This is a genomic window from Bradyrhizobium sp. 45 (assembly GCF_023073155.1).
In the GTDB taxonomy this organism is placed as follows: domain Bacteria; phylum Pseudomonadota; class Alphaproteobacteria; order Rhizobiales; family Xanthobacteraceae; genus Bradyrhizobium; species Bradyrhizobium canariense_D.
In genome coordinates this window covers 314,412-339,596 of record NZ_JADPIX010000049.1, presented here as the reverse complement: position 1 = coordinate 339,596, position 25,185 = coordinate 314,412, and the positions used below count along the sequence as shown (strand labels likewise).

General features: G+C 64.6%; 20 protein-coding genes and 1 pseudogene. 6 read left to right on the top strand and 15 right to left on the bottom strand.

Features of this window, described 5'->3' with window-relative positions; all coding sequences use genetic code 11:
* Positions 1-167: 167 nt before the first annotated feature.
* The 9 genes and pseudogenes from murA to rpsT all read right to left on the bottom strand — a co-directional run bounded on the left by murA (position 168) and on the right by rpsT (position 13,813).
* Complete coding sequence (gene murA / locus IVB42_RS08015) at positions 168-1,463, bottom strand: UDP-N-acetylglucosamine 1-carboxyvinyltransferase (protein WP_247295895.1); 1,296 nt, start codon at positions 1,461-1,463, stop codon at positions 168-170.
* A gap of 225 nt (positions 1,464-1,688) precedes the next feature.
* Complete coding sequence (gyrB, locus tag IVB42_RS08010) at positions 1,689-4,124, bottom strand: DNA topoisomerase (ATP-hydrolyzing) subunit B (RefSeq protein WP_018455834.1); 2,436 nt, start codon at positions 4,122-4,124, stop codon at positions 1,689-1,691.
* A 279-nt stretch (positions 4,125-4,403) separates the two neighbouring features.
* Positions 4,404-6,572 carry a hypothetical protein gene (locus IVB42_RS08005; protein ID WP_018455835.1) on the bottom strand — a complete coding sequence of 723 codons (2,169 nt, stop codon included), beginning with the start codon at positions 6,570-6,572 and terminating at the stop codon, positions 4,404-4,406.
* 124 nt (positions 6,573-6,696) lie between these two features.
* On the bottom strand, positions 6,697-7,440 hold the full coding sequence (locus tag IVB42_RS08000) for a hypothetical protein (protein WP_026233034.1): 744 nt from the start codon (positions 7,438-7,440) through the stop codon (positions 6,697-6,699).
* A 120-nt stretch (positions 7,441-7,560) separates the two neighbouring features.
* Positions 7,561-8,697 carry a DNA replication/repair protein RecF gene (gene recF, locus IVB42_RS07995; protein WP_018455838.1) on the bottom strand — a complete coding sequence of 379 codons (1,137 nt, stop codon included), beginning with the start codon at positions 8,695-8,697 and terminating at the stop codon, positions 7,561-7,563.
* A gap of 89 nt (positions 8,698-8,786) precedes the next feature.
* Positions 8,787-9,151, bottom strand: a pseudogene (locus IVB42_RS07990) (DUF559 domain-containing protein).
* A 210-nt stretch (positions 9,152-9,361) separates the two neighbouring features.
* Positions 9,362-10,480 carry a DNA polymerase III subunit beta gene (gene dnaN / locus IVB42_RS07985; protein ID WP_007598262.1) on the bottom strand — a complete coding sequence of 373 codons (1,119 nt, stop codon included), beginning with the start codon at positions 10,478-10,480 and terminating at the stop codon, positions 9,362-9,364.
* 380 nt (positions 10,481-10,860) lie between these two features.
* On the bottom strand, positions 10,861-12,273 hold the full coding sequence (gene dnaA, locus IVB42_RS07980; protein WP_026233035.1) for a chromosomal replication initiator protein DnaA: 1,413 nt from the start codon (positions 12,271-12,273) through the stop codon (positions 10,861-10,863).
* 1,273 nt (positions 12,274-13,546) lie between these two features.
* A complete protein-coding gene (gene rpsT / locus IVB42_RS07975) occupies positions 13,547-13,813 on the bottom strand; it encodes a 30S ribosomal protein S20 (protein WP_007598259.1) in 267 nt (88 codons plus the stop codon).
* 420 nt (positions 13,814-14,233) lie between these two features.
* On the opposite strand from rpsT, the gene IVB42_RS07970 reads away from it, so the two are divergent.
* From IVB42_RS07970 to IVB42_RS07960, 3 genes are all read left to right on the top strand, one after another.
* A complete protein-coding gene (locus IVB42_RS07970) occupies positions 14,234-14,551 on the top strand; it encodes a hypothetical protein (protein WP_007616084.1) in 318 nt (105 codons plus the stop codon).
* 129 nt (positions 14,552-14,680) lie between these two features.
* A complete protein-coding gene (msrA, locus tag IVB42_RS07965; RefSeq protein WP_026233037.1) occupies positions 14,681-15,337 on the top strand; it encodes a peptide-methionine (S)-S-oxide reductase MsrA in 657 nt (218 codons plus the stop codon).
* A gap of 195 nt (positions 15,338-15,532) precedes the next feature.
* Entirely contained in the window at positions 15,533-16,276 is a 744-nt protein-coding gene (locus IVB42_RS07960; RefSeq protein ID WP_018455842.1) for a polysaccharide biosynthesis/export family protein, read from the top strand.
* Positions 16,277-16,376: 100 nt separating this feature from the next.
* Here the strand turns inward: IVB42_RS07960 and IVB42_RS07955 are convergent, their stop codons facing one another.
* The 5 genes from IVB42_RS07955 to IVB42_RS07935 all read right to left on the bottom strand — a co-directional run bounded on the left by IVB42_RS07955 (position 16,377) and on the right by IVB42_RS07935 (position 19,031).
* Positions 16,377-16,859: a hypothetical protein gene (locus IVB42_RS07955; protein WP_026233038.1), complete on the bottom strand. Its 483-nt coding sequence runs from the start codon at positions 16,857-16,859 to the stop codon at positions 16,377-16,379.
* A 136-nt stretch (positions 16,860-16,995) separates the two neighbouring features.
* Complete coding sequence (locus tag IVB42_RS07950) at positions 16,996-17,670, bottom strand: dienelactone hydrolase family protein (protein ID WP_018455844.1); 675 nt, start codon at positions 17,668-17,670, stop codon at positions 16,996-16,998.
* A gap of 57 nt (positions 17,671-17,727) precedes the next feature.
* Positions 17,728-17,898, bottom strand: a complete 171-nt coding sequence (locus IVB42_RS07945; protein WP_247364342.1) for a hypothetical protein — start codon at positions 17,896-17,898, stop codon at positions 17,728-17,730.
* Positions 17,899-17,910: 12 nt separating this feature from the next.
* On the bottom strand, positions 17,911-18,246 hold the full coding sequence (locus IVB42_RS07940; protein ID WP_026233039.1) for a hypothetical protein: 336 nt from the start codon (positions 18,244-18,246) through the stop codon (positions 17,911-17,913).
* Positions 18,247-18,266: 20 nt separating this feature from the next.
* The gene (locus IVB42_RS07935) at positions 18,267-19,031 is read right to left on the bottom strand and encodes an alpha/beta fold hydrolase (protein WP_018455846.1); all 765 of its coding nucleotides are present in this window, start codon (positions 19,029-19,031) and stop codon (positions 18,267-18,269) included.
* Positions 19,032-19,335: 304 nt separating this feature from the next.
* Between IVB42_RS07935 and IVB42_RS07930 the strand changes: the two genes are divergently transcribed.
* From IVB42_RS07930 to IVB42_RS07920, 3 genes are all read left to right on the top strand, one after another.
* Positions 19,336-19,827 (top strand): (2Fe-2S)-binding protein, encoded by a 492-nt coding sequence (locus tag IVB42_RS07930; RefSeq protein ID WP_007616069.1) that lies wholly within the window; start codon positions 19,336-19,338, stop codon positions 19,825-19,827.
* Complete coding sequence (locus IVB42_RS07925; RefSeq protein ID WP_247295899.1) at positions 19,824-22,106, top strand: molybdopterin cofactor-binding domain-containing protein; 2,283 nt, start codon at positions 19,824-19,826, stop codon at positions 22,104-22,106. Before IVB42_RS07930 ends, IVB42_RS07925 begins: the two co-directional genes overlap by 4 nt.
* 264 nt (positions 22,107-22,370) lie before the next feature.
* Positions 22,371-23,465 carry an HD domain-containing phosphohydrolase gene (locus tag IVB42_RS07920; protein ID WP_085349734.1) on the top strand — a complete coding sequence of 365 codons (1,095 nt, stop codon included), beginning with the start codon at positions 22,371-22,373 and terminating at the stop codon, positions 23,463-23,465.
* Positions 23,466-23,518: 53 nt separating this feature from the next.
* On the opposite strand, the gene IVB42_RS07915 is transcribed toward IVB42_RS07920, so the two are convergent.
* Complete coding sequence (locus IVB42_RS07915) at positions 23,519-25,099, bottom strand: AMP-binding protein (RefSeq protein ID WP_018455850.1); 1,581 nt, start codon at positions 25,097-25,099, stop codon at positions 23,519-23,521.
* Positions 25,100-25,185 lie beyond the last annotated feature (86 nt).

Sequence of the window (25,185 nt, the reverse complement as noted above, 5' to 3'; positions counted from 1 at the left end):
GACGGGTGAGGGGGATCTCTCCGCGTACGGCCCTCAAGCAGCAGGACTCGCTGAAGCAACCCCTCATCCGGCGCTATAGCCGATGCGAAGCTTCGGCGTTCTCAAAAACGGCGGCCAAAGGCCGCCTACGCCACCTTCTCCCACAAGGGGAGAAGGGAAGAAGCGCCTCAGCCCTTCCGTTCAGGCACGCGCCTGATCTTCGCGCCGAGCGCGTTGAGGCGCTCGTCGATGCGCTCGTAGCCGCGCTCGATCTGGTCGGCGTTGTTGATCGTGGAGGTGCCCTCGGCGCAGACGGCCGCGAGCAGCATGGCCATGCCGGCGCGAATGTCGGGCGAGATCATCGATGCACCGCGCAGGCGGCTGGGGCCGGCGATGATGGCGCGATGGGGGTCACAGAGCACGATACGCGCGCCCATCGCGATCAGCTTGTCGACGAAGAACATCCGCGATTCGAACATCTTCTCGAACATCAGGATCACGCCCTCGCATTGCGTGGCGGTGACGATCGCGATCGACATCAGATCGGCCGGGAAGGCCGGCCAGGGCTGGTCTTCCAGCTTCGGCACGTGGCCGCCAAAATCGTCCTGGATCTTCAGCGTCTGGTTTGATGGCACGATGAGATCGTCGCCCTCGATGCGGCAGACGATGCCGAGCCGTTCGAATCCCATGCGGATCGAGCGCAGATGCTCGACGCCCGCGCGCACGATGCGAAGCGGCGACCGCGTCACGGCCGCGAGTCCGATCAGCGAGCCGACCTCGATATGGTCGGGCTGGATCCGGTAGGTCGCGCCGCCCAGCGTCGCCGGACCGTGCACCATCATGGTGTTGGTGCCGATGCCCTCGATCCCTGCGCCGAGCGCGACCAGGAAGTTGGCGAGGTCCTGCACATGCGGCTCGGACGCGGCGTTGCGCAAATAGGTGGTGCCTTGGGCGGCGACGGCTGCGACCAGCGCGTTCTCGGTCGCGGTCACGCTGGGCTCGTCCAGGAACACGTCGGCGCCGGTCAGTTTCGAAGCGCGGAATTCGAGCCGGTCGGTCGCGGTGACCTTGGCTCCCAACTGCTCGAGTGCGAGCACATGCGTGTCGAGCCTTCGGCGGCCGATGACGTCGCCGCCGGGCGGCGGTAGCATCACTTCGCCGCAGCGGGCGAGCAGGGGGCCGGCGAGCAGGATCGAGGCGCGGATGCGCACGCACAGATCAGGATCGAGATCGGCGGCGCGGATGCTCTTGGCGTGAATATGAAGCGTGTTGCGGGCGGTCCATTCCGCCGCCGCGCCGACCGAGCGGATCAGCTCGACCAGCGTCTCGGTGTCGCGGATCCGCGGCACGTTCTCCAGCGTCACCGGATGCTCGGTGAGCAGGGCTGCCGCGATGATCGGCAGGGCCGCATTCTTGTTGCCGGAAGGCTCGATCGAGCCCGAGAGCCGGTGACCGCCCTCGACAATGTACTGGATGGGCGCCACGGGGTCTCTCGCTGTCGTGTTGGGTGGGCGGGTTTTCGAGGCGGAAACTACCGAGAATTGAGCGCGGGAGCAATTCTGCACTTGTCGCGAGGGCGGGGGAGGTTCAGCCGTGTCTCTACGTCATGGCCGGGCTTGTCCCGGCCATCCACGCCTTTGCCAGATGCACGGAGAACCTAGATGCCCGGGACAAGTCCGGGGCATGACGACCGTCCAAGCCATCCGATCTCAGATATCGATCGTCGCGCTCAGCGAATGTTCCTGGATGAAGTCGCGGCGCGGCTCGACCACGTCGCCCATCAGCTTGGTGAAGATGTCGTCGGCCTCGTCGACCTCTTTGACCTTCACCTGGAGCAGTGATCGCGCATTGACGTCCAGCGTCGTCTGCCAGAGTTGCTCCGGATTCATCTCGCCCAGCCCTTTGTAGCGCTGCAGCGAGACGCCCTTGCGGCCGGCGTCGGTGACGGCTTCGAACAGATCGACCGGGCCGTAGACCATGTGCTCGGTGTCCTTGCGCCGCAGCTTGCCGGGGCGGGCATAAACGTCCTGGAGCTTGACGGTGTACTCGTCGAGCTTGCGGGCTTCGACCGAGCCCAGGAACGCGTCATCGATGAGGGCGACGTCCTTGACGCCGCGCACGGTGCGCTCGAACTGGAAACCATGGCCTTCGACGTATTGACCGATCCAGCCGCGCTCGACCTCGTCGGCGAGCGTGTCGAGGCGGGCGGCGATGTATTGGGCTGCCGCGGCGGCTTTCTCCGGATCGCCGTAGATCGCCTTGTTGAGCACGCCGGTGATGGCGGCCTGCTCGATCACCTTGCGATTGTAGCGGGTGTGCAGGCTGCGCAGGACGCCGCGGACGGCGCGGGCGTCATCGACCAGCGAGCGCAGGTCGCGGCCGGTGCGATCGCCGCCGGTGCCGGGAATATAGACGCAATCGTCCAGCCCGGTATCGATCAGATAATCTTCCAGCGCCCGCTCGTCCTTCAGATATTGCTCGGACTTGCCGCGGTTGACCTTATAGAGCGGCGGCTGGGCGATATAGAGATAGCCGCCGTCGATGATCTCGCGCATCTGCCGGTAGAAGAAAGTGAGCAGCAGCGTGCGGATGTGGGCGCCGTCGACGTCGGCGTCCGTCATCACGATGATCTTGTGATAGCGCAGCTTCTCGATCGAGAATTCGTCGCTGATGCCGGTGCCGAGCGCGGTGATCAGCGTGCCGATCTGCTCGCTGTGCAGCATCTTGTCGGGACGCACGCGTTCGACATTGAGGATCTTGCCGCGCAGCGGCAGCACGGCCTGGAATTCGCGGTTGCGGCCCTGCTTGGCGCTGCCGCCTGCCGAGTCACCCTCGACGATGAAGAGCTCGGATTTCGCCGGGTCCTTCTCCTGGCAGTCGGCGAGCTTGCCGGGCAGCGAAGAGACCGAGAGCGGGCTCTTGCGCGTCAGCTCGCGCGCCTTTCGCGCGGCTTCGCGGGCAGCCGCCGCCTGGATCACCTTGCCGACGATCATCTTGGCTTCGGAGGGATGCTCCTCGAACCAGGCCTGCAGCGCCTCGTTGAGCACGTTCTCGACCACGGGGCGCACTTCCGAGGACACCAGCTTGTCCTTGGTCTGCGACGAAAATTTTGGGTCCGGCACCTTCACCGACAGCACCGCAGTGAGGCCTTCGCGGCAGTCGTCGCCGGTGAGCGCGATCTTTTCCTTTTTCGCGTTGGCCTCGGCATAGCCGTTGACCTGGCGCGTCAGCGCGCCGCGGAAGCCGGCGAGATGGGTGCCGCCGTCGCGCTGCGGGATGTTGTTGGTGAAGCACAGCACGTTCTCGTGGTAGCTGTCGTTCCACCACAACGCGGCCTCGACACCGATGCCGTTGGATTCCGCGCGCACCATGATCGGCGCCGGAACGATCGCCTTCTTGTTGCGGTCGAGATATTTGACGAATTCCTCGACGCCGCCGGAATAGTGCATCTCCTCGCGCTTCTCGACGGCGTGACGCATGTCGGAGAGGGCGATGTTGACGCCGGAATTGAGGAAGGCGAGCTCGCGCAGCCGGTGCTCCAGCGTGGCGAAATCATACTCGATGTTCTTGAAGGTTTCCGTCGAAGCCTGGAACGTCACCTCAGTGCCGCGCCTGCCGGGCGCGTCGCCGACCACCTTGAGCGGCGCGACCGCATCGCCATGGGCGAATTCGATGTAGTGTTCCTTGTTGTCGCGCCAGATGCGCAAGCCGAGCTTGCTTGACAGCGCGTTGACGACGGAGACGCCGACGCCGTGCAGACCGCCGGAAACCTTGTAGGAATTCTGGTCGAACTTACCGCCGGCATGGAGCTGGGTCATGATGACCTCGGCTGCCGAGATGCCTTCGCCCTTGTGGATGTCGACGGGAATGCCGCGGCCGTCGTCGCGCACGGTGACGGAATTGTCGGCGTTGAGGATCACGTCCACGCGCGTGGCGTGGCCCGCGAGCGCCTCGTCGATCGCGTTATCCACGACCTCGTACACCATGTGATGCAGGCCCGAGCCGTCATCGGTGTCGCCGATATACATGCCGGGACGCTTGCGGACGGCGTCGAGACCCTTGAGCACGCGGATCGATTCCGCCCCGTAATCGCTCGGATTTGAGGGTTCGTTTTCGGCAGGCGTCTGCCGAGCAGGTTCTGTCATGAGAGGCCTTCGAGATGTCGCCCGAATCAGCGGCGCAAAAGGCGCTGATATGCGGGCTATTTGTGCCACGAAAGACGGATTGCGCCTAGCGCAAAGTATCCCCCGGCAAGTCTTTGATTAAATAGAATTTTTTGGCCGATTTTCAAGGCCTTCGAAGCCCGATTCGGCGGCTTGGAAAAAGCGCGATTCGGGAAGCCGTTTCGGGCCGTGGAAGGCGTGGATTTTGCGGGGACGAGGGCGTTCCGAGGCGCCTGGAACGCCCCGGAACGGCCTTGCAGCTCAATACATCTGAAGCGGCAGCACATCTCCGTTTGGCCCCACCAGGAGGCCCCAGGCATCGCCGGCGGCCACTGTGAGAATCTCGGTGCGAGTGGGGCGTCCCGGCAGACGCAGCGCGTACTGGTACTTGCCTGGCGGCAGATCGAGCATCGGGCCTTTCGGCGATTGCGGACCGCCGGCGCCGGCCGCGATCTTTACGGTCTGATTGTTGATCGTCAGCGATGCTTCTTTCGGCCCCATATTGCCGAGCATCAGCCTGGCCTGTCCGGCCTTCGGCATGATGTCGGCCTTGGCCGCGGCCTGCGGATTTCGCTGCATCAGGCTGACCGTGGTCTCGTCTCGGGCGCGGCCAAGCTTCAGCACGGCCGGCCCCTGCGGCGAGGTGAACGCGAGCTCCGCCCGCTCGGCCGTCACGATCGCGCCGTCGGCCTTCTCTTGCCAGCCCCGATTGGTCAGCTCCGCGCGATAGAAGGCGAGGACCTCGCCAAGCTCGGCGGGGATGCTGGCTTCGAGCTCGGTCCGGAACGACTGGTCGCTGCCGGGAAATTTCGTGGAGCTGATGCCGGTCGAGCTGTGCTGCGTCGGCACCGGCAGGGCCGAATCGGGATCGGGCGTGAGCGGCTCCTTCGATTTGGTCTGGACCGCCTTGGCTTGGGTCGATTTGGCCTCGACGGGCTTCGCCGCGGCGACGACCAGACCGGAGCCGTTGGCGCTAACGTTCACCTTCGGTCCCATCTGCATCACGGTCATCGAGATCGACTTGCCGCTCTTTGCGAACTCCATCACCGCCATGTTGGGCTGATTGATGACGGAGGGCTGCTCTTTCCAGCCCGCTGGCTTGAGCGATGCGCGATAGAACGCAGTGAGCGCCTTCACGCTCGAGGTCGAGGAGAACTCGAGCCTGCCCTCGTCGCTCTCGAACTTCACACCCTCGGCGTTTTCAGGCAGCGGCACCGGAATCTTGCTGTCGGCCTGCGCGTTGAGCGGCGCGTCGGACAATGCGGCCGCCTGCACCTTGCGCCTGGCTTCGTCGGCGGTGATGAGCTGCTTGGCCGCACCTAACGCATCCCCAAGGAACTTGTCGTCCGCCTCTTTCTTCGCCTTGGCACGGGCGGCAAGCGCGGAGTCCTTCACCTGCGCGGTCAGGCTGACCATGGTGAAATCATATTTGCGGCCAAGCCGCAGCACGCCGGTTTCCTCCGCCGAAGAGATCTTGATCGCGACCTCGTCACCGGGTGCGAGCTGCGCGCTGCCGTCCTCCTGCCAGCCGCGCGCGGCGAACTCGCGGTGATAGAAGGCGAGCACGGCCGGCAGCTCGGCCATCGCGGCGGCCGACATTTCGCGCTTGTTGTCGCTCGCGCCGCCGAGCCCCCTGGCCGTCTTGGTCGGGCTCGGCCGCGGCAGGCCGGCCAGATCGCTATCGGCTTTGAGCTCGCTCGGCAGCGCGAAGGGGGCGACCCGGATATCGACATTGGTGCGGCCATCGTCGCGGCGCGTCAGCGTCAGCATCACGGGCTTCTGCTGATAGAAGCCGGTCTCCTTGCTATCGGCATGCGCGTAGAACGCGCGCAGGCCGTTGGGAACGGTTTCATTCAGGCTGGTGGTCCAGCGTGCGGCGGTTTCCGGCGTGAGCTTCTGCCAGCCGATCGCAGCCATCTGGCTGCTGTAGAAATCCGACGTTGCATCGAGCGGCGTCGGCGCGATGCAGCCGAGATAGGGCCGGGTCCCGTCGAACACGATGTCACTTGCGCCTTCCGGAAATGGCACGTTCCCGTACATCCGGTCGGTGGTGTAGTAAACCACGGACTGGTCGGGCCGGCCGAGCGCCTGCGTGAAATGAACGGAAAGGCCTTGTCGTCCCTTCCTGAACTTCAGCAGGCTGCTTTTCTCCTCAAGCGGCATCACATAGGGCACCCATCCGTTGTCGCGCAGGAGCTTTTGGACCGCGGGCAGCGTCACGGCCTGCCGCATCGGTACGCGATATTCGACGCTATAGGGATCGGGGCGCGAAATGTCTTCCACCGCACCTTCGAGCTGGGGCAGCGCGTGGACGTCGACGATGCCCTCGTCGGCGCCGGCCGCGATCGAGCAGCTCGCCATCAGGAAGAGACCGCATGCAAGCAGCCGCCATCGTGCCGGGACTTGCATCCCGCGCGGGATCATCGCCATCGTTACGTCTCCAGGATGCCGCGCGGCGCTTGGGCGCGCGCGATTGCAACGGCTGCGACACCGTCGGCGGGTCTCAAACGAGAAGTCGCGGCAGGAACCGGGCAGGTTCAAAGATCCGGACGGCTCAATACAGCTGGAGCGGCGACCATGCCTCGCCGTCGCGCCCGATGGTGAGCTCCCAGGCGTCGCCGGCTGCGACGGTGAGGATATTGCTGTGGGCCGGACGGCCGGGTACGTTCAGTTCGTAGGAATATCTGCCGGGCGCCAGATCCAGCGAGACGGCGTTAGCGCCGGCCGAGCGCTTGATGATGTGCGCGTTGATCCCGAGCACGGCTTCCGTCTCGCCGATGTTGCTGAACACCAGCTTCGCCTGGCCCGGCTCGGGCATGACGTTCGCCCGGGTTGCAGTATCCGAGTTCTTCTGCACGAGATGAACCAAGGTGCTGCTGCCCTTGCGGCCGAGCTCCAGCATCGCCGGACCGAGCGGAGATGCGAACGCGAGCTGGACGTGATCGGCGGAGACGACGGCGCCATCGTGCTGCTCCTGCCAGCCGAGCTTTCCGAGCTCCCTGCGGTAGAAGGCTAGGACGTCGCCGAGTTCGGCGGGCACGGTGGCCTCGAGCTTGACCCGAAGCGGCGCTTCGACGCCCCGCATCAGGGTGGTGTGGATTCCTCGAAAGCTGTAGCGGGTCGGTGCGAGCAGCCTGGCATCGGGATCCGGCGTGAGATCGGCGGAAAACAGCGCCGCGAGATGCGGCATCCCGGCGCCGGCCCTTGCAGCGAGCATGCAGATCGCGAGCAGGACGAGGCCGCACGCAAACGCCCGCCATCGTGCCGGAGCTTGCGCCCCGGACCTTGCCGTCCGCATCTCACTCTCCAGGGGTCTCGCGCGGCATGTCATTGCGCGATTGCAAAACGGCTGCGACGCCGTCGGCGCGGCCTCCGGCAACTAGTCGCGGCAGAAATGGGGCCGGTTCAACGGCGGCGACTAGCGCCGGGCCGATACCTGTCCGCTTTCGACGTCAAAGATCTCGCCCCCGGCGCCGATCTCGGCGAAGGCGGCAGGGTCTGCGCCGGTCAACCACACCTGCGCGCCGAGCTTGCGCAGCTCGTCGAACAGCGCCGCGCGCCTGCCGGGATCCAGATGCGCGACGACCTCGTCGAGTAGCAGCAGCGGCACGATGCCGGTCATCTCGGCGACCAGGCTCGCATGCGCCAGCACCAGCCCGATCAGCAACGCCTTCTGCTCGCCGGTCGAGGCATCGCGCGCCGGCATGCTTTTCGGCGCGTAGATCACCTGCAGATCGGTGAGATGCGGACCATCCGTGGTACGGCCGGCGATGGCGTCACGCGGACGGTTGTCGCGCAGGATCTGGCGGTAGCGGTCCTCGACCGACGTCGCGGTCTCCGTCAGCAGCGCGTTCTCCATCCAGCCGTCGAGCGCGATCTGCGCCGAAGGGAAGGCGGAGGCCTGCGCGCGAGCGTTCAGCATGCCGGTCAGACGCGCCGCGGTCTGGCCGCGGGTTGCGGCGACCGCGACCGCAAGCTCCGCGGTCTCACGCTCGATCGCGTCACACCAATGGTCGTCGTAATTGCGCGTCTCGAGCAGTCGGTTGCGCGAACGCAGCGAACGTTCGAGCGCGGAGATGCGGCTGGAATGGTCGCTGTCGATGGCGAGCACCAGGCGGTCGAAGAAGCGCCGCCGCTCGGACGCCGCTCCCATGAACAGCCCGTCCATCGCCGGCGTCAGCCATACCATGCGGATGTGGTCGCCGAACGCCGCCGCCGAATTGACCGGTTCGCGGTCGATGCGGCAGCGCCGGCTGACCGGGCTATCTGCGCACGGCGGATCGATGCCGGTGCCGAGCGTGGCAAGGCCCAGCGCGCCCTCGACCTGTGCCGACACCGCCCAGGAGCCGTCGCCCTGATTGTCGGCGACGTCGTCCAGCGTCGCACGCCGCAGGCCGCGTCCCGGCGACAGGAACGAGATCGCCTCGATGCAATTGGTCTTGCCCGCTCCGTTCGGCCCGACCAGGACCACCATGTCGGCCGCCGTCTCGAGCCCCGCCGCCCGGTAATTACGAAAATGCGTCAGCGTCAGGCGATGAATGCGGGAGGGGGTCATCAGATCTTTGTCGTGGCCGCGATTCTTCCCCTCTCCCCTTGTGGGAGAGGGTGGCGCCTCACAAGGTGAGGCGACGGGTGAGGGGTATCTTACCGCTCGGCGAGCTTTGCAAGGATGTCCTCCAATACAGAAGTGGGTCGCTGGAGCACGTCGTTGTTCCAGTAGCGCGCGATGACAAAGCCTTCGGCGAGAGAGCTGCGTCACGCGCTGCATCGCGTCGTGATTCTCCGTGCTGACCGCCGTCGATCTCGATCACCAGGCGCTTCTCAAAGCAGACGAAGTCGAGAATGTAGGTGTTGAACGGGACCTGCCGGCGAAACTTGAAAGCGGAGAGTTGCCGGTGCCTGAGCAGGCGCCACATTGCCGCTTCCGCATCCGCCGGTTCGTGCCGCATATTCTTCGCGAATTGGCGAAGACGTTTGGAGACTGGCCGATGGGATGGTTCCTGCGGCACGAACCCCTCACCCGACTGAGTATGTATCCGCCCGTGGAGATGCCCTCTCCCACAAGGGGAGAGGGCGCAGCAACGTGCATTGCGCTTGTTTCGGCAGGCGAAGCTGTAGCTTCCCCCTCTCCCCTTGTGGGAGAGGGGGGCTTCGCGCAGCGAGGCCGGGTGAGGGGTTGTCTCTGCATAAAAGGTGTCGCGAGAGGAGGACCACGTCCCTCACACCCGCATCGGCATCAGCACGTAGAGCGCGCTCTTGTCGTCGCGGTCTTGCACCAGAGTCGGTGAGCCCGGGTCGGCGAGCCGGAGCGTTGCGACGTCGCCTTCGATCTGGGCGGCGATGTCGAGCAGATAGCGGGAGTTGAAGCCGATATCGAGGGCGTCGGAGGCGTATTCGACTTCGAGCTCTTCGGTCGCGCTGCCGGAATCCGGATTGGTCACCGACAGCACCAGCTTGCCCGGCGACAGCGAGAGTTTCACGGCTCGCCCGCGCTCGCTGGAAATCGTCGAGACGCGGTCGACCGCGTTCTCGAAATCCTTCTTGTCGACGACGAGCTCCTTGTCGTTGCCCTGCGGGATCACGCGGCCGTAATCGGGGAAGGTGCCGTCGATCAGCTTCGAGGTCAGCACCACATTGCCGATGGTGAAGCGGATCTTGGCCTGCGACAGCTCGATCGTGACCTCGGCCTCGTTGTCCTCGATCAGGCGCTGCACCTCGCCGACCGTCTTGCGCGGCACGATCACGCCGGGCATGCCCTCGGCACCCTTGGGCTGCACCAGGTCGAGCTGGGCGAGGCGGTGGCCGTCGGTGGCGACGCCGCGCAGGGTGGCGGCTTTGGCGGAGCCCGCGGCATGCAGGTAGATGCCGTTGAGATAATAGCGGGTCTCCTCCGTGGAGATCGCGAACTGGGTGCGATCGATCAGCCGCTTGACGTCCTTGGCGGCGAGGCTGAACGAATGCGACATGTCGCCGGCGGCGAGATCCGGGAAATCGTTTTCCGGCAGGGTCTGCAGCGTGAAGCGGGAGCGCCCGGCACGGATCGCCAGCACGGCGCGGTCGCCGTCGGCTTCGAGCACGATCTGCGAACCATCCGGCAGCTTGCGCACGATGTCGTAGAACATGTGCGCCGGCACGGTGGTCGAGCCCGCGGTCGCGGTTTCCGCCGCGAGCGTTTCCGTGACCTCGAGGTCGAGGTCGGTCGCCTTCAGCGACAATTTCGCGTTTTCGGCCCTAACAAGCACGTTGCCGAGGATCGGAATCGTGTTGCGGCGTTCGACCACGCGGTGGACGTGGCCCAGCGACTTCAGGAGTTGCGCGCGTTCGACCGTAACCTTCATTGCACTACTCGCCCGATCCCCAAGGAAACACAAATCTGGAAAAGCCGGGCGGCGGGACGCGCGCCACGGCACCGAAGACCCCGGAAAGCCGGATCATCCAGCCGATATGACCAAAGCCGTCAGGGTCGCGCAAGGTGGCGCGGATGGCCCCCGGATTCAAGGGATTGCGGGCAGTTCCCCACGATTTACCTATGTTTCCGCAACGCGCTGAACGCCTCGCCGGCCAGGGACGTCTCTGCGCCCGTCACGGCCGGGCTTGTCCCGGCCATCCACGTCTGGGTTCGCGGTCCTAAGAACGTGGATGCCCGGGACAGGCCCGGGCATGACGACCTCCGATGCAGCTTGGATGTGGTCGCACCCGCGCAGAAGCAAATAGGCGTTTATTCCTGAAGCTGGCGCTTGAGCGATTCGACCTCGTCCGACAGCGCCGTGTCCTTGGAAACCAGGGCCTCGATCTTGCGCACGGCGTGCAGCACCGTGGTGTGGTCGCGCCCACCGAAGCGGCGGCCGATCTCGGGGAGCGATCGCAAGGTCAGCGTCTTGGCGAGATACATCGCCACCTGGCGCGGACGGACCACGTTGGCGGTCCGGCGCGAGGACAGGAGATCGGAGCGGCTGACATTATACTGCCGTGCCACCACGCGCTGGATGTCCTCGATCTTGATCCGCTTCGGTTCCTGCGGCCGGATCAGGTCGCGCACCTCGTGCTCCGCCATCTCCAGCGTCACCGGCCGATTGTTGAGCTTCGAATGCGCGAGCAGGCGGTTGATCGCGCCTTCGAGATCCCGGCCGTTATGGGTGATGGCGCGGGCCAGATAGGTCAGCACCTCCTCCGGCACCTCGAAGGTCGCATGATGGGCGCGGGCGGCTGCGACGCGCGACTTGAGAATACCGTGCCGCAGCTCCTCGCCGAGCGAGGCCATCTCGACCACGAGGCCGCCGGCCAGCCGCGAGCGCACGCGGTCGTCGAGGCTTTCGAGGTCGGACGGCGGACGGTCGGCCGCGATCACGACCTGGCGGCCGGCATCGATCAGCGCGTTCAGCGTGTGGCAGAACTCGGCCTGGGTCGACTTGCCCTGCAGGAACTGGAGATCGTCGATCACGAGCACGTCGATGCCGCGCAACGCTTCCTTGAAGGCGAGCGCCGTCTGCGTCTTCAGCGCGGCGACGAAGCCGTACATGAATTTCTCGGCGGTGAGATAAAGCACCTTGCGCTCGTTGCCGGAATTGCCGGCCCAGGTCACCGCCTGCAAGAGATGCGTCTTGCCGAGGCCGACACCCGCATGGATGTAGAGCGGATTGAACATGACGGGATCGCCGCGACGACCCTCGGCGACCTGACGCGCAGCCGCATGCGCCAGCGTGTTGGAACGGCCGACGACGAAGCTCGCAAACGTCAGGCGCGGATCGAGCGGCGAGCCGCCGAGTGCATCATGATTGGCCGAGACCGGCGCGGTCGCGGTCGAGCGCAGCTCCGGCGCAGGCGAGCGGCGCGTTTCGACCGGCGCGGGCGCTTCCTTCTGCTGCACCACGGGGCGCACGGCCGAGCGCACGGTGAGATCGATGCGATGCACTTCCGGCATCTCGGCCTGCCAGCACGACAGCACGCGCTCGGCATAATGGGCCTGGATCCAGCTCTTCAGGAAGCGGGTTGGCACCGACAGACGCACGCTCTCGTCCTGGACGCCTTCCAGATCCATGCGCGCGAACCAGCTCGTATAGACGTCCTCGCCTACGTTCGAGCGCAGCCGACTCTTCACGCGTGACCAGCGATCCTGTTCCGGGGTTGTCATCATTTGAGAACTTTTCTTGAGAGATAAGGTTGCGTGGTGAGCGCCATGCTGAGTTCCTGCCAGGGATACCTGCTCAGGGATATTTGCGATGGCGGGACCTCAAGCGATTTCACCTGCAGGCATGGCTCGACCGTTCGGCGGAAACGCCGCGTCCGATCAGCAATGTCTAGAGATGGAGGGGTCGCGAGGTCAGCGCGTACTCGGCGCTCCGTTACACGCGGGAGGCTTGATGTCCGACGGATCTAAAACGGCATCGCTGGAAGTCGAAATGCTGGAAGTCGAAATGTGTTTCAATACCGCGTTGAGTTCGTAAGACATGATACCTCCCCGTCCTGCCGTGATTGCTCACGACAAGGTCCTGCGTGTCCAAACGACACCCGCTTCGTAGTCGGATGCCTGCCCGTGTACTCGTCGTCCGCTCGGCTTCGCCATCATGCCTGTCGGGGCAGCTTTCAAGATGTCTCTTAAGCGCGAGAGAAAGATCCCGCTTGGAGACATTCAGACAAAGAGCTACCGTTCCCACATTGCTGTGGGTTTTGATCCGACAATCGCTTGTTGAAGCGTCGCCTACGTGCACACCGCCGCCGATTTGCACGCTCGCCCCGTTTCCGATACCGCGCTGGTCTCAAGATCGTGGGCGCCGCTGACGTCTTAAGGAATACACTATGCGGAAAGACTCGCAACGGAATTGATTCACACTTGAGGCATCAAAAATCTTGATCTGCGTTAACGCCACGCGGCACTTGTGCACAGGCTTCAGAGCAAGTTTTTGGATTCGTGCACAGAATCGAAGATGCCGCGTCCGATGTGACAATTCTCCGCCACCGCCAAAAATTTTTTACAAAAGCGTCACGCGCGCGACGCGCGGGTGAATTTTCCAAATGCTTGGCCTCACTATGTCGATAAGTTGTTAGCGAGCCATCGTTTTTTGAGTCTCGTTTCACAGGGTAACTCCATCGCGTGACGCGATCCGGGGAAACTACGGTGTGCAGAACTCGCAAGCCCGCGAATTCAACTTGCGCCCGCCTCGCAGGGGCTTTTTGCACCGCGGTGCAAGTTTCCGCTGTTGCAAAACCATTCGCAGGTAAAACTACGGACGCGTCATGGTGCAAGCGCCGCAATCCTCCGATCGAAGGTCGTTCGACGCGTGACTGCTTGCGTGAATATGACGGGCAACAAAAAAGCCCGGCGTGAGGCCGGGCTATTTGACGCGTGCGATGTGATCGCCCGATCGAACGACTCGATCGGACGGCGTGCCAGAACGCTCGCGAGTTTACTTGGCGAGCTTGGCGATCTGCGCGGTGAGCCGCGAGACTTTGCGGCTGGCATTGTTCTTGTGAATGATGTTTCGCTGCGCGGCGCGCATCAAGGCGGGCTCGGCATTCGCCAGCGCCGTCACGGCAGCGGCGCGGTCGCCGGTCTTGATCGCTTCTTCGACGTTACGTACGGCACCGCGCATCTGGGTGCGGCGCGACTTGTTGACAGCGGTGCGGCGGGCGATCTTGCGCGTCGCTTTCTTGGCGGAAGTGGTATTGGCCATGGTCTCAATGTCCTTTGCGGGTACCGGTCGCGTCTTCGTCGGGTAGCGCCGGCTTGCTTGACCGCGTAATCGACGCTCGGAATTAGGGTGTTCGGTTGCTAGGCTGTTCCCGGAACATGAGCGACGGCCTTGCGGCTGCCTCTGAGGCCCAAGGAGCCTCTCAGCCCAAGAAGCCTCTAAGCCCAAAGAGCCTGCATCTGCTCAAAGAACAGCGGCGGCAGGATTGCGCCCGCCGCCAGTTGGCGCCCTTATAGAGAGGGTCTTCGGCACCGTCAACGCTTTCCCGGGCTGCAAAAGCAGCCCCTCAGAGCCGGGATGAGTGCCGTAACGCCCTGAAGAGGTTGAATTTCTGCCGTCTCCCTTGTATTGGCTGGCGGCGTTCCGAGGGTCGTCCGATCGGACGACTATATAGGGTGAGGCATGATCCGCGGCTTTTTCCGACTGATTGGGCTGTTGCTGCTCGCCGGCGGGTTCATCTTCATGGTCTATGATGGCGCCCGCTGGGTGGCCGACCAGACCCTGCGGTTCACCCGCTTCGGCCAGTTCTGGAACGACATCAATCAGGCCAGCCAGACGGCATTCCGGACCTGGGTTGAGGCCAAGGCGCCCTGGCTGTGGACCTCGGTGATCCGCCTGGTGCTGGATCAGCCGGTTTTCGCCGTCCTCGGCATTCTCGGCATCCTCCTGATGATCCTGTTCCGCCCGCGCAAGCCGTTGATCGGCTATTCCCGGGATTGAGCTTTCGAGCATGCCGCGCTGTAACAGGGCTGCCGCTCCGTGCGTAAAGACCTATATTCCCACCTGATCGCGAGCACGCCGCCTGAGTAATTAGCCCAGGCGATGCACGGCTCGTTCGGAGATCCGTCCATGGTGTTCATGCGCAAGACCACCGCATTGCCGAGCGCCGCGGAAGCGCTGCCGGGCCGTGCGCAAGCCATTCCGACCGCGACCACCCATTTCGTCAACGGCGCGAAGTTGCAGCCGCCTTATCCCGCCGGTCTCGAGCAGGCGGTGTTCGGGCTCGGCTGCTTCTGGGGCGCCGAGCGCAAGTTTTGGGAGCTCGGCGACGGCGTTTACACGACTGCTGTCGGCTATGCCGGCGGCCACACGCCGAACCCGACCTATGAAGAGACCTGCTCGGGCCGCACCGGTCACACCGAAGTGGTGCTGGTCGTGTTCGATCCCACCAAGGTGTCGTACGAGAAGCTATTGAAGACGTTCTGGGAGAGCCACAACCCGACGCAGGGCATGCGTCAGGGCAACGACGTCGGCACGCAGTACCGGAGCGCGATCTACACCTATTCAGACGCGCAGAAGAAAGCGGCCGATCAATCGAAGGCGCTCTATCAGAAGGCGCTTGCTGCAAAAGGTCTCGGCACCATCACCACCGAGATCGCACCCGCCGGCGAATTCTACTTTGCCGAGGACTATCATCAGCAATATCTGGCCAAGAATCCCGCCGGCTATTGCGGCCTGGGCGGCACCGGCGTGTCCTGCCCGATCGGCGTCGGTGTGAGCGCGTAAGCTGGTCCCTCGTCATGGCCGGGCTTGTCCCGGCCATCCACGATATTTCGTGCGGCACCAAGAACGTGGATGCCCGGGAAGAGCCCGGGCATGACGGAGTGTTTGGTACCATTGCCAAGCCACCCGCCCCCTCAACGCTTTATTAACCATAACCGGTGCATCACTGGATCTGTCTCGTTTCGAGGGATAAGTCCGGTGCCGGTTGCACGCGCGTTTCGATGGTCGATCTCGGCAGCATCCCTGGCAGCGTCCGCCGCGCTGACCCTTGGCGGCTGCATGCAAACCGCTGGTCCCGTCGCCTATGTGCAGCCGCGCGCCGATCTCGATTCGATGGTCTATGGCCAGCCGTACAACGCGCCGCAGCCCGCCGTCGTCGGCAGTGGCGGCGGTGCCATCGCAGCACTCAGCAATTCCTTTGCCTCGCCTGCGCCCATGCCGGTCGGTTATGCCGCGCCGATGGCGGCGCCTGTTCGCTACGATGCCTCCTATCATCTCGACGCCGGCGACAAGCTGCGCGTGGTTGTCTACGGCCAGGAAGGTCTCACCAACAGCTACGCAATCGACGCCGGCGGCTCCATCACCATGCCGCTGATCGGCGGCGTGCCGGCACGCGGCCGCACCCCCGCGGGTCTTGCCGGCGAGATCGCCGCAAGGCTGCGCAACGGCTACATTCGCGAGCCCTCGGTCGCCGTCGAGATCGAGGCCTATCGTCCGTTCTTCATTCTCGGCGAAGTCTCCGCGCCCGGCCAGTATCCTTACGTGCCGAACATGACGGTCGAAAGCGCCGTCGCGATCGCCGGCGGCTTCTCGCCCCGCGCCAAGCGCGACGTGGTCACCGTCACGCACACCGAAGCCGGCGGCGCCATGCGCGCCGTGGTGCCGCTCGGCACCCCCTTGAGCCCCGGCGACACCGTGTTTGTCGGCGAGCGCTGGTTCTAGAGCGTTTTCGAGCGAAGTGGATACCGGTTCGCGTAAAGAAAACGCGTCAGAAAAGAATCTAGAGCCTCGGTTCTGATGCAATCAGAACCGAAGCTCTAGCTCACCGCCTGAAATCCAGACGCCCGTTCGGAAAACATCCGTCGATCCTGGTGGCGTCGACCACCAGTCCAACCCATGGCCGTGTGATCGCCGGGTTGGTCAGGTTGATATATTTCCCGACCAGGCGACCCGCGCGATCACGCGCCGTATCGATCAGCCCGTGCCGGCGGCCATGGTCCCAGTCGAAGCGGAGGAAAATGCGCTCGCCTGCGACCCGCACCTCCGCGCGTCCTTCTTTCCAGGCTTGCGGCGTATCGCCGGCAATGGTCGGATCTGCGCCGCCATTCCAGCGGCTGGCCCAGATGCCGTCGAGCGGGTCTGACTGTGCCGCGATAATTGCCCATGCCGCCGCGTTGACGTCAGCCGCATCGCCGGCAAGCGCGGCGGTTGCGGCATAGTCCATGACGTCGCGATCATCAGGCGCGGGCACGTCCATGGTGCCGAACGGATTGCGGATGACGATGTTCGTATTGGCCTGCTGCATCATGATCTCCCGGCGCGAATTGGCTTGATCAGCCAGCTCTATCGCCGGGCAGCAGGATGCAGCCACCCGATTCCTGCTCGTCATCCGGGGCGCGCGAAGCGCGAGCCCGGAATGACAGCGAAGACAGCCGCGCGCGCTACGATTTCAAATGCTTCGCGAAAAATTCCATGCTGCGCGGCCAGGCGATGTCGGCGCTGGCCTTGTCGTAGCTCGTCCGCTCGTCGCAATGGAAGCCGTGCTGCGCGCCCGGATAGACGAAGACCTCCACGTCCGGCCGCTTCGTCTTGATGGTCTCGACGTCGGTCAGGGGAATGCCGGCATCCTTCTCGCCAAAGTGCAGCTGTGTCGGAACTTTTGGTGTCTCGTCGGCATAGCGCACGACGGCGCCGCCGTAATAGCCGATCGCGGCCTTCAGGCCCGACAGCCGCGTCGCCGCGACGAAGGCGATGCTGCCGCCCAGGCAAAAGCCGATGATGCCGACCGGGCCGACGCTCTTCACCGCATCGATCGCCGCCTGCGTGTCGCGCAGCATCGCGTCCCAGTCCGGACTGGCGACGAACTTGCGCGCTTCCGCGATCTCGTCGGGCGAGTAGCCGGACTGGAAGCCCGGCGAGGTCCGGTCGAAGATCGACGGCGCGATCGCGACATAGCCTTCCCCGGCGAGGCGATCGCAGACCGAGCGGATGTGATGGTTGACCCCAAAAATCTCCTGGATCACCACCACCGCGCCCTTCGCCGTGCCGGCGGGGTCAGCGCGATAGGCACTGAGCTGGAATTTGTCGGAGGCCGTCAGCTTGATGTCCTGTCGCACGCGGGTTGTCCTTTTGGTTAGTCTTCGATTGCGGGTTCCGCTCGTTCCACAAACTCGTCATGCCCGGGCGTAGCCGTCCGAAGGACGGCGTCGCTTCCGCTCGCCTATGTCCCGGGCATCCACGTTCTTGGTGCGGTAGGAAAGATCGTGGATGGCCGGGACAAGCCCGGCCGTGACGATGTGGCAGCTCCAACGCATGATGGCGCAGAGACGATTGCTCTGCGTCATGAAAAGCCACTCTCACTCCCACATCCAGTTCTCGCCATAATCCTCCTTCCAGCCCGCCAGCCGTCCGTGGCGGAATTGCAGGAACAGGCGGTGACGGGTGGGGATCAGTCTGCTGCCGCCGATGTTGCGAAGGGCGAGATAGATCTCGTTGCCGGGGCGTCCCCGCACATATTGCAGCGGTTGCCCCAGCGCCCGCGCAGTCTGGTCGGCATCCATGCCGAAAGCGAGCGGCGTGTTGTTCGACAAGGTCGCGACGAAGGGCAGGCGGGGCAATGTCCCGCCGAGTTGCTCGGCTTGCGCGGATGCTGACAGCAACACCGCGCCCGCAGCCAATATAGCTCGCTTCATCGCCACTGTTCCTGTCCGACCTATTCCGGCAAGTTCTTCAGGAAAGGCAGCACCGCGTCAACAAAAGCCTGTGGCTGGTCGATGTTGACGGCGTGTCCGGCGGCGGGGATCACGACTTTTTGTGCGCCGGGAATTTTCGCGGCCATGTAGTCCGAGGCAGCTAGGAACGGCGTGTCGTCGGCGCCGACCACGATCAGGCTGGGCACCTTGATCTCCGGCAGCAGCTCGATCACCTTCGCATCGCGCTGGGTCAGCATGCCGCGTGCGGCGAGCGCCAATCCCCTGGCATCGCGATGGCTCGCGGTGGCGCGCTCGCGCGTTGCCGCCTTCAGCACGTCGAGCCCTTCGCGATCGAATTTGTCGGCAGTGGCGAGCGCGCGCGCATTCCAGGCCTCGCGTGCATCGTCCTTCTTGAAGCCGGGGCCGGTGTCGATGATCAGCAGCGCGCGGACGCGCTTTGGATGCGCGCGAGCGAAGGCAAGCGACATGTAGCCGCCGAGCGAGAGCCCGCCAATGATGGCGCGCTCCGTGCCGACCACATCGAGGATCGCGGCGATGTCGCCGACGGTGAGTGCTTCGCTGTAAGCGGCGGGATCGTCGGGATAGTCGGACTGGCCGTGACCGCGCATGTCCCACAAGATCAGCTTGTGATCCCGGGCAAGTGCCTCGACCTGCCCATGCCACATTGCCGAAGTCGATGAGTAGCCGTGGGTGAGCAGCAGCGGCCAGCCCTCGCCATGAACCTCGTAATGGATTCCAACGCCGTCCCGATCGATCTTAGGCATTGCATCCACCTTATTATCTTGTCTTCCCCCATCTTAACGCGCCGGGTTACTCGGAGGAAACTGCCTGAATGCGATGGCCTGCCTGCTTGGCGTGCACTCTGTTGCGTTCAGCCGCTGCATCACCGCTGTTCTCGCAACGCACAAGATGCGCGCGCCTCGTTTGTTTCGATCGATTCCAAATTGCATTTGCCTCCGCGCCTGAACGCGATCATTCTTGCGATCAAGGCTGGCGCCGGCCCGGTGGGCGTCCGCTACTCAAGTTGCCGCCGTAAGCGGCTTCATGCACCGGCAGGGGAAGACGCCTATGCCAACTCTCACCATCAACGGGCGGAGTCTGTCCGTGGATGCGGCGAACGACACGCCGCTCCTCTGGGCGATCCGCGAGCAATTGCAGATGACCGGCACCAAATTCGGCTGCGGTGCCGGCCTGTGCGGGGCCTGCACCGTGCACGTCAACGGTGAAGCCGTGCGTTCGTGCCAGACCATGGTCGGCGATGTCGCCGGCAAGAAGATCACCACCATCGAAGGCCTCGCCGCCAAGGGCGACCATCCCTTGCAGAAGGCATGGATCGCCGAACAGGTGCCGCAATGCGGCTACTGTCAGTCCGGTCAGATCATGCAGGCGGCCTCGCTGCTGGCGAAGAATCCCAACCCGACCAAGGAAGAGGTCGTGGCGCATATGGACGGCAATCTTTGCCGTTGCATGACCTATTCGCGGATCCAGAAGGCAATCATGCGCGCCGCAACCGAGATGCGCACCGCATCCGCCTCCGGCAACGAGCGGAGGCCCACATGAACAAGCACGTGAACAACGTTGCGCCCGAGGCGACCGATCTCAGCCGCCGCTCCTTCCTGGTCGGCACAGCGGCCGCCGGCCTCGTGCTCGGCTATGCCGGCGTGCCCGGCATCGGTGAGGCGCTTGCGGCGCCTTCGAACTTCGAGCCGAGCGTTTGGTACGCGATCGCGCCCGATGGTCTCGTCACCGTCACCTGCGGCAAGGCCGACATGGGCCAGCACATCGCCTCCACCATGGCGCAGATCGTGGCCGAAGAGCTGGGCGCGAAGTGGAGCGACATGCGCGTACAGCTTGCCTCCAACGATCCGAAGTTCAACGATCCCGTGTTGGGCGCTCAGATCACCGGCGGCAGCTGGTCGACCATGATGAACTTCGAGGCCATGAGCCGCGCCGGCGCTGCCGGGCGGATGGCGTTGACAGAAGGCGCGGCCGCCGCGATGGGCGTGCCGGCGTCGGAGCTCGTGGTGCGCGATTCCATGATCTCGCACCCGAAGTCGAAGAAGGCGATGTCCTTCGCCGATGTCGTCAAGAGCGGCAAGGCGACAAAAACCTTCACGCCGGACGAGCTGAAGGCGATCAAGCTGAAGACGCCGGATCAATACACCATGATCGGCGTGTCGGTGCCGCAGCTCGACATTCCCTCCAAGACCAACGGCACGGCCAAATACGGCATCGACGTGATGCTGCTAGGCATGGCCTATGGCGCGGTCGTGACGCCGCCCGTGCGCTTCGGCGCCACGGTGAAATCGGTCGACGACAGTGCCGCCAAGAAAGTGCCGGGCTTCATCAAGGCCGTCACCCTCGACGACAAGACCGGAACGACCTCGGGCTGGGTCGTCGCGGTCGCCGGCACATATGCCAACGCCAAGAAGGCGGCGCAGGCGCTCAAGATCGCCTATGACGGCGGTCCAAACGCGAAGGTGTCGAGCCAGTCGCTGCTCGACGAGGCCATGCGGCTTCAGAAGCAGGAGGATTCCGGCCAGTTCTTCGTCAAGGACGGCGATCCCGCGGCGGCGTTCGGCACGGCGGCCAAGGTGCTGGAGGCGGAGTACACCACCAGCATCAATATCCATGCGCCGATGGAGCCGATGAACGCCACTGCGGAGTTCAAGGGCGAGATCCTGCACATCTATTCCGGCAACCAGTTCGCAACGCGCTCCGGCGCGATCGCGGCGGGTGCGGCCGGGATCGATCCGAAGTTCGTGGTCATGCATCAGATGTGGCTCGGCGGCGGCTTTGGCCGCAGGCTCGATGCCGACATGATGATTCCGGCGGTGCAGGCGGCGAAGGCCATCGGCAAGCCGGTGAAGGTGATCTATACGCGCGAGAACGACATGACGATGGATTTCTCGCGTCCGCTCACCTACCAGAAAGTGAAGGCAGGCGTGGACGGCGACGGCAAGCTCATCGCGCTCAGCCACGACGTGGTTTCGGCGTGGCCGACCCAGCGCTGGGGAATACCCGATTTCCTGACGCCCTCGGTCGACAAGAAGGGTCCGCTCGACTCCTTCACGGTGAACGGGGCCGACTTCTTCTACACCGTGCCCAACCATCATGTGCGCGCGATCAAGAACGAGATGGCGCACAACGCGACGCCGTCCGGCCAGCTCCGCTCGGTCGCGCCGGGCTGGACCTTCTGGGCGGTCGAAAGCATGATCGACGAGATCGCGGCGGCGGCGGGCAAGGACCCCGCGCAGTTCCGCATCTCGCTGCTCGACGGCGCCGGCAAGAACGACGGCGGTGCGCAGCGGCTGCGCAATACGCTGCTCGCCGCGATGGGTCTTGCCGGCTACGGCACCAGGAAGCTGCCGAAAGGTGAGGGCATGGGCGTGGCCTGCGTCTCGTCGCAGGAACGCGCGACCGCAAGCTGGACGGCCTGCGTCGCTCACGTCGCCGTGGCGCCATCGGGCGAAGTGACCGTGAAGAAGCTCACGGTCGCCACCGATGTCGGCACGCAGGTGCATCCCGACAACATCCGCGCCCAGGTCGAGGGTGCGGCGCTGTGGGGCCTGTCACTGGCGATGTACGAGAAGGCGACGCTGAAGGACGGTGGCATCGAACAGACCAATTTCGACAGCTACACGCCCTTGCGCATGAGCCAGGTGCCGGAGGTCGCGATCGCCGTGATCGCCAATGGCGAAAAGGCCACTGGCGTCGGCGAACCCGCGGTGACAGTGATCGCACCCGCGATCGGCAATGCCATCTTCAACGCCTCGGGCGCCCGCGTCCGGGCCCTGCCGATCACGGCCGAAGCCGTGAAGGGCGCGATGAAGGCGTAAGGCTGGTTGCGATTGTTGACCTGACATGATCCGCCGGGGGCAGCCCCCGGCGGATTCGTCGTTAAAAAAGCCCTGTGTTTGCAACCACATCTCTACTGTGCATGGGGTTGTTTTCGAGGTTTTTGATTGGAACCGCCGGGGACGCGAATTCCGTAAAATTGTCCCAGATTCCGCAGGGTTCCATTGAGCACGCCTCTTAAGGGCCGGAGAACCTGATCCGGCTTAGGCTTTTGCCCGAAACACGCCCGTGCTCTTGGGGAAGCCATGAACGCCTCAGCCAAACCCGCCGCCAAACGCCGGCTTCTGCTCGCCTCCGACCGGAGCGACGAGAGCACCGAGCTCGCCAGCATTCTCAAGGCGGTCGGCGACGTTGCCACGGTAACGACGCAGGAGCTCCCCGAGCAGCCCTCGCGCGATCTCTCCGGCCTCGTGGTCGACATCAATCTGCGCTCGCCCGACAGCGTGCAGCGGGTGCGCAACAAGCTGCGCGGCGACGCCTATCGCGCCATGCCTCGTCTGTTCGTGCTTGCGGACGCCCTGCATCACGGCACCATGCAGGCTTGGGCGCTGGGCGCCACCGACACCATCTCGCGGCCGCTTCAGCCTGAGGACATCCTGCAGCGCATCCGTGCCGCCTTCCCCGACACCGCCGTCTATGACGCGACCGATCGTGGCAAGACGCTCAATCGCGGCGTCGAGGCCGCGCACGCGGTGCTGAAGAAGATGTTCGAGAAGCTGCCGCTCGGCGTGCCCCTGACCTTCGACGACGTCATCGCCGCCGAGAGCAAGATCCTGAAGGCGATCAAGCACTCCTCGCTGCGCGAGTGGCTCACCACGGTGGGCTGCCACCATGTCGGCAGCTACCGGCATTGCCTGTTCGTGACCGGATTTGCGGTCTCCTTCGCCCAGCACCTCGGCATGCGCGAGGACGACCAGCGCCGGCTGACCCGTGCCGCGCTGCTGCACGATGTCGGCAAGGCCTTCGTTCCCTCCGCGCTGCTCGACAAGCCCGGCAAGCTCACCGACGAGGAGATGGCTGAAGTCCGCCAGCATCCGCGCCGCGGCTATGACGCGCTCGCGGCTCAAGGCGGCTTCCCGCCGGAGATGCTGGACGTCGTGCTGCATCACCACGAATTCCTCGACGGCTCCGGCTATCCCAACAATCTCTCGTCGAACCAGATCAGCGATATCGTGCGGGTCACGACCATCGTCGACATCTACGCGGCACTCGTGGAGAAGCGCGCCTATCGCATGCCTTTCACCCACTCGCGCGCGTTTGCGATGATGGAAGGCATGGGCGGCAAGCTGGACCAGCAGCTGTTGCAAGCGTTCCGCCCGGTGGCGCTGGGGTCGTTCTGAACTCCGGTGTCGTCCTGGCGAAAGCCAGGACGACGTTGTGGTAATCGCTCGTGCTACCCCACCATCTTCCTCAGCTCCGCCTTCGCCACCTTCTCCAGCGTCGAGCGCGGCATGTCGTCGACGAAGCGGATCTCGCGCGGCATCTTGAAGTCGGCGAGGCCGGCGCGGCAGGCGGCCATCACGGCGTCGTGCAGATCAGGCCGGGCACCGGCGACGCCACCCTGCGGGATGATGAAGACGACCGGCACCTCGTCCAGCATTGGATGCGTCTTCGCCACCACGGCGGCCTCGCGCACGCCGGGGACCAGTGCGACCACCTGCTCGATCTCCGACGCGGCGACGTTCTCGCCGCCGACCTTCAGCATGTCCTTGCTGCGGTCTGCGAAGCGAATGTAGCCGTTCTCCAGCCGCCCCACGCGGTCACCGGTGAGAAAGAAGCCGTGCTCGTCGAAGCTCTCGCGCGTCGCCTTTTCGTTGTGCAGATATGCGGCGAACAGCGACAGGCCGACAATGCCCTTGATCGAGAGATTTCCGGTGCCGTCGATTTCGGTCGGCCGCCCGTCGTCGTCGGTGATGCGGATTTCATATTCCGGCGCGGCGCGGCCGATCGACATCGGGATGTTGGGCTGGTCGATCTCGCCGACGATGCCGTGGGTGATGGTCTCGGTCATGCCCCACCAGCCGATGATCTTGACGCCGAAGGCGGCGAAGGCCGGCGGCTCGTTGATCGCGGTGCCCCACAGACGGAATTTGTGATCGCTCGGGATCTCCTGCTCGAGCAGCGCCTTCATGCAGAACGGGATCGTCGAGGTCCAGGTCGAGCCGTGCTCGCGCGCAGCGCCCCAGAACCGGCTGGCGGAAAAGCGCGGCTGGATCACGCAGGTGGCGCCGACCCATAGCGTCGCCAGCATCGAATAGGCCAGCGCGTTGGTGTGGAACAGCGGCAGATAGGCCTGATGCACGTCGCTTGCGTGCAGGTCTTCGTGCGCGGCGTTGATCTTGGCGCCCCACAGCGCGTTGGCGTGGGTCCACAGCACCGCCTTGGGGCGCGATGTCGTGCCCGAGGTGTATTGCACGCTGCACGGCGCGAGCGGATCGATCGCGCGCCTGGGACGGTCGGCGCTATCGGCGAACAGCTCCTCAAAGCTGTCGCCGCGTGAGACCGGGTTCCCGGGCGGCGCGCCCGCATCGTGCGAAGTCACCGCCATCCAGCGGATGTTGCGGCAATTCTGCGCGACGATCTCGGCATAGGCCGGCTGTGTGATCGCGGCGACCGCGCCGCAATGATCGGCAAAATAGTCGAGTTCGGCCGGCGCCGAGCGCGTGTTGGTGGTCACCGCGATGGCGCCGAGTTCGACACAGGCGAACCAGGCCAGCAGCGCCTCGATGCAATTGTCGAGGTGAATGAGCACATATTCGCCCGGCTTCACGCCGCGCTTCGTCAGTCCCGCCGCGAGCGCGCCGACCCGCTCGTGAAACTCGCCATAGCTCCAGCGCCGCGCAGGCGCGTCGAACGGCGCCCAGATCAGGAACGGATGTGAGCTGCGCACGTCAGCCCGCATCTTCAGCAGCCAAGGCACATCGAGCCCGTCGAATGGGCCGACGATTCCGGCGGCGGCTTGCGAAGTCGGCATATGTCCTCCCGTGCAGCCTGCATCTTGCCGGCGGCCGCGTTTTGATGATTGCGTCTTCCTGCTCTCTCAGCCCTCATGCGACGGTG

Coding starts and splice junctions, on each gene's coding strand:
- gyrB (WP_018455834.1), bottom strand. CDS start 4,124: ATGACAGAACCTGCTCGGCAGACGCCTGCCGAAAACGAACCCTCAAAT.
- IVB42_RS08005 (WP_018455835.1), bottom strand. CDS start 6,572: ATGGCGATGATCCCGCGCGGGATGCAAGTCCCGGCACGATGGCGGCTG.
- IVB42_RS08000 (WP_026233034.1), bottom strand. CDS start 7,440: ATGCGGACGGCAAGGTCCGGGGCGCAAGCTCCGGCACGATGGCGGGCG.
- recF (WP_018455838.1), bottom strand. CDS start 8,697: ATGACCCCCTCCCGCATTCATCGCCTGACGCTGACGCATTTTCGTAAT.
- dnaN (WP_007598262.1), bottom strand. CDS start 10,480: ATGAAGGTTACGGTCGAACGCGCGCAACTCCTGAAGTCGCTGGGCCAC.
- dnaA (WP_026233035.1), bottom strand. CDS start 12,273: ATGACAACCCCGGAACAGGATCGCTGGTCACGCGTGAAGAGTCGGCTG.
- rpsT (WP_007598259.1), bottom strand. CDS start 13,813: ATGGCCAATACCACTTCCGCCAAGAAAGCGACGCGCAAGATCGCCCGC.
- IVB42_RS07970 (WP_007616084.1), top strand. CDS start 14,234: ATGATCCGCGGCTTTTTCCGACTGATTGGGCTGTTGCTGCTCGCCGGC.
- msrA (WP_026233037.1), top strand. CDS start 14,681: ATGGTGTTCATGCGCAAGACCACCGCATTGCCGAGCGCCGCGGAAGCG.
- IVB42_RS07955 (WP_026233038.1), bottom strand. CDS start 16,859: ATGCAGCAGGCCAATACGAACATCGTCATCCGCAATCCGTTCGGCACC.
- IVB42_RS07945 (WP_247364342.1), bottom strand. CDS start 17,898: ATGACGCAGAGCAATCGTCTCTGCGCCATCATGCGTTGGAGCTGCCAC.
- IVB42_RS07940 (WP_026233039.1), bottom strand. CDS start 18,246: ATGAAGCGAGCTATATTGGCTGCGGGCGCGGTGTTGCTGTCAGCATCC.
- IVB42_RS07935 (WP_018455846.1), bottom strand. CDS start 19,031: ATGCCTAAGATCGATCGGGACGGCGTTGGAATCCATTACGAGGTTCAT.
- IVB42_RS07930 (WP_007616069.1), top strand. CDS start 19,336: ATGCCAACTCTCACCATCAACGGGCGGAGTCTGTCCGTGGATGCGGCG.
- IVB42_RS07925 (WP_247295899.1), top strand. CDS start 19,824: ATGAACAAGCACGTGAACAACGTTGCGCCCGAGGCGACCGATCTCAGC.
- IVB42_RS07920 (WP_085349734.1), top strand. CDS start 22,371: ATGAACGCCTCAGCCAAACCCGCCGCCAAACGCCGGCTTCTGCTCGCC.
- IVB42_RS07915 (WP_018455850.1), bottom strand. CDS start 25,099: ATGCCGACTTCGCAAGCCGCCGCCGGAATCGTCGGCCCATTCGACGGG.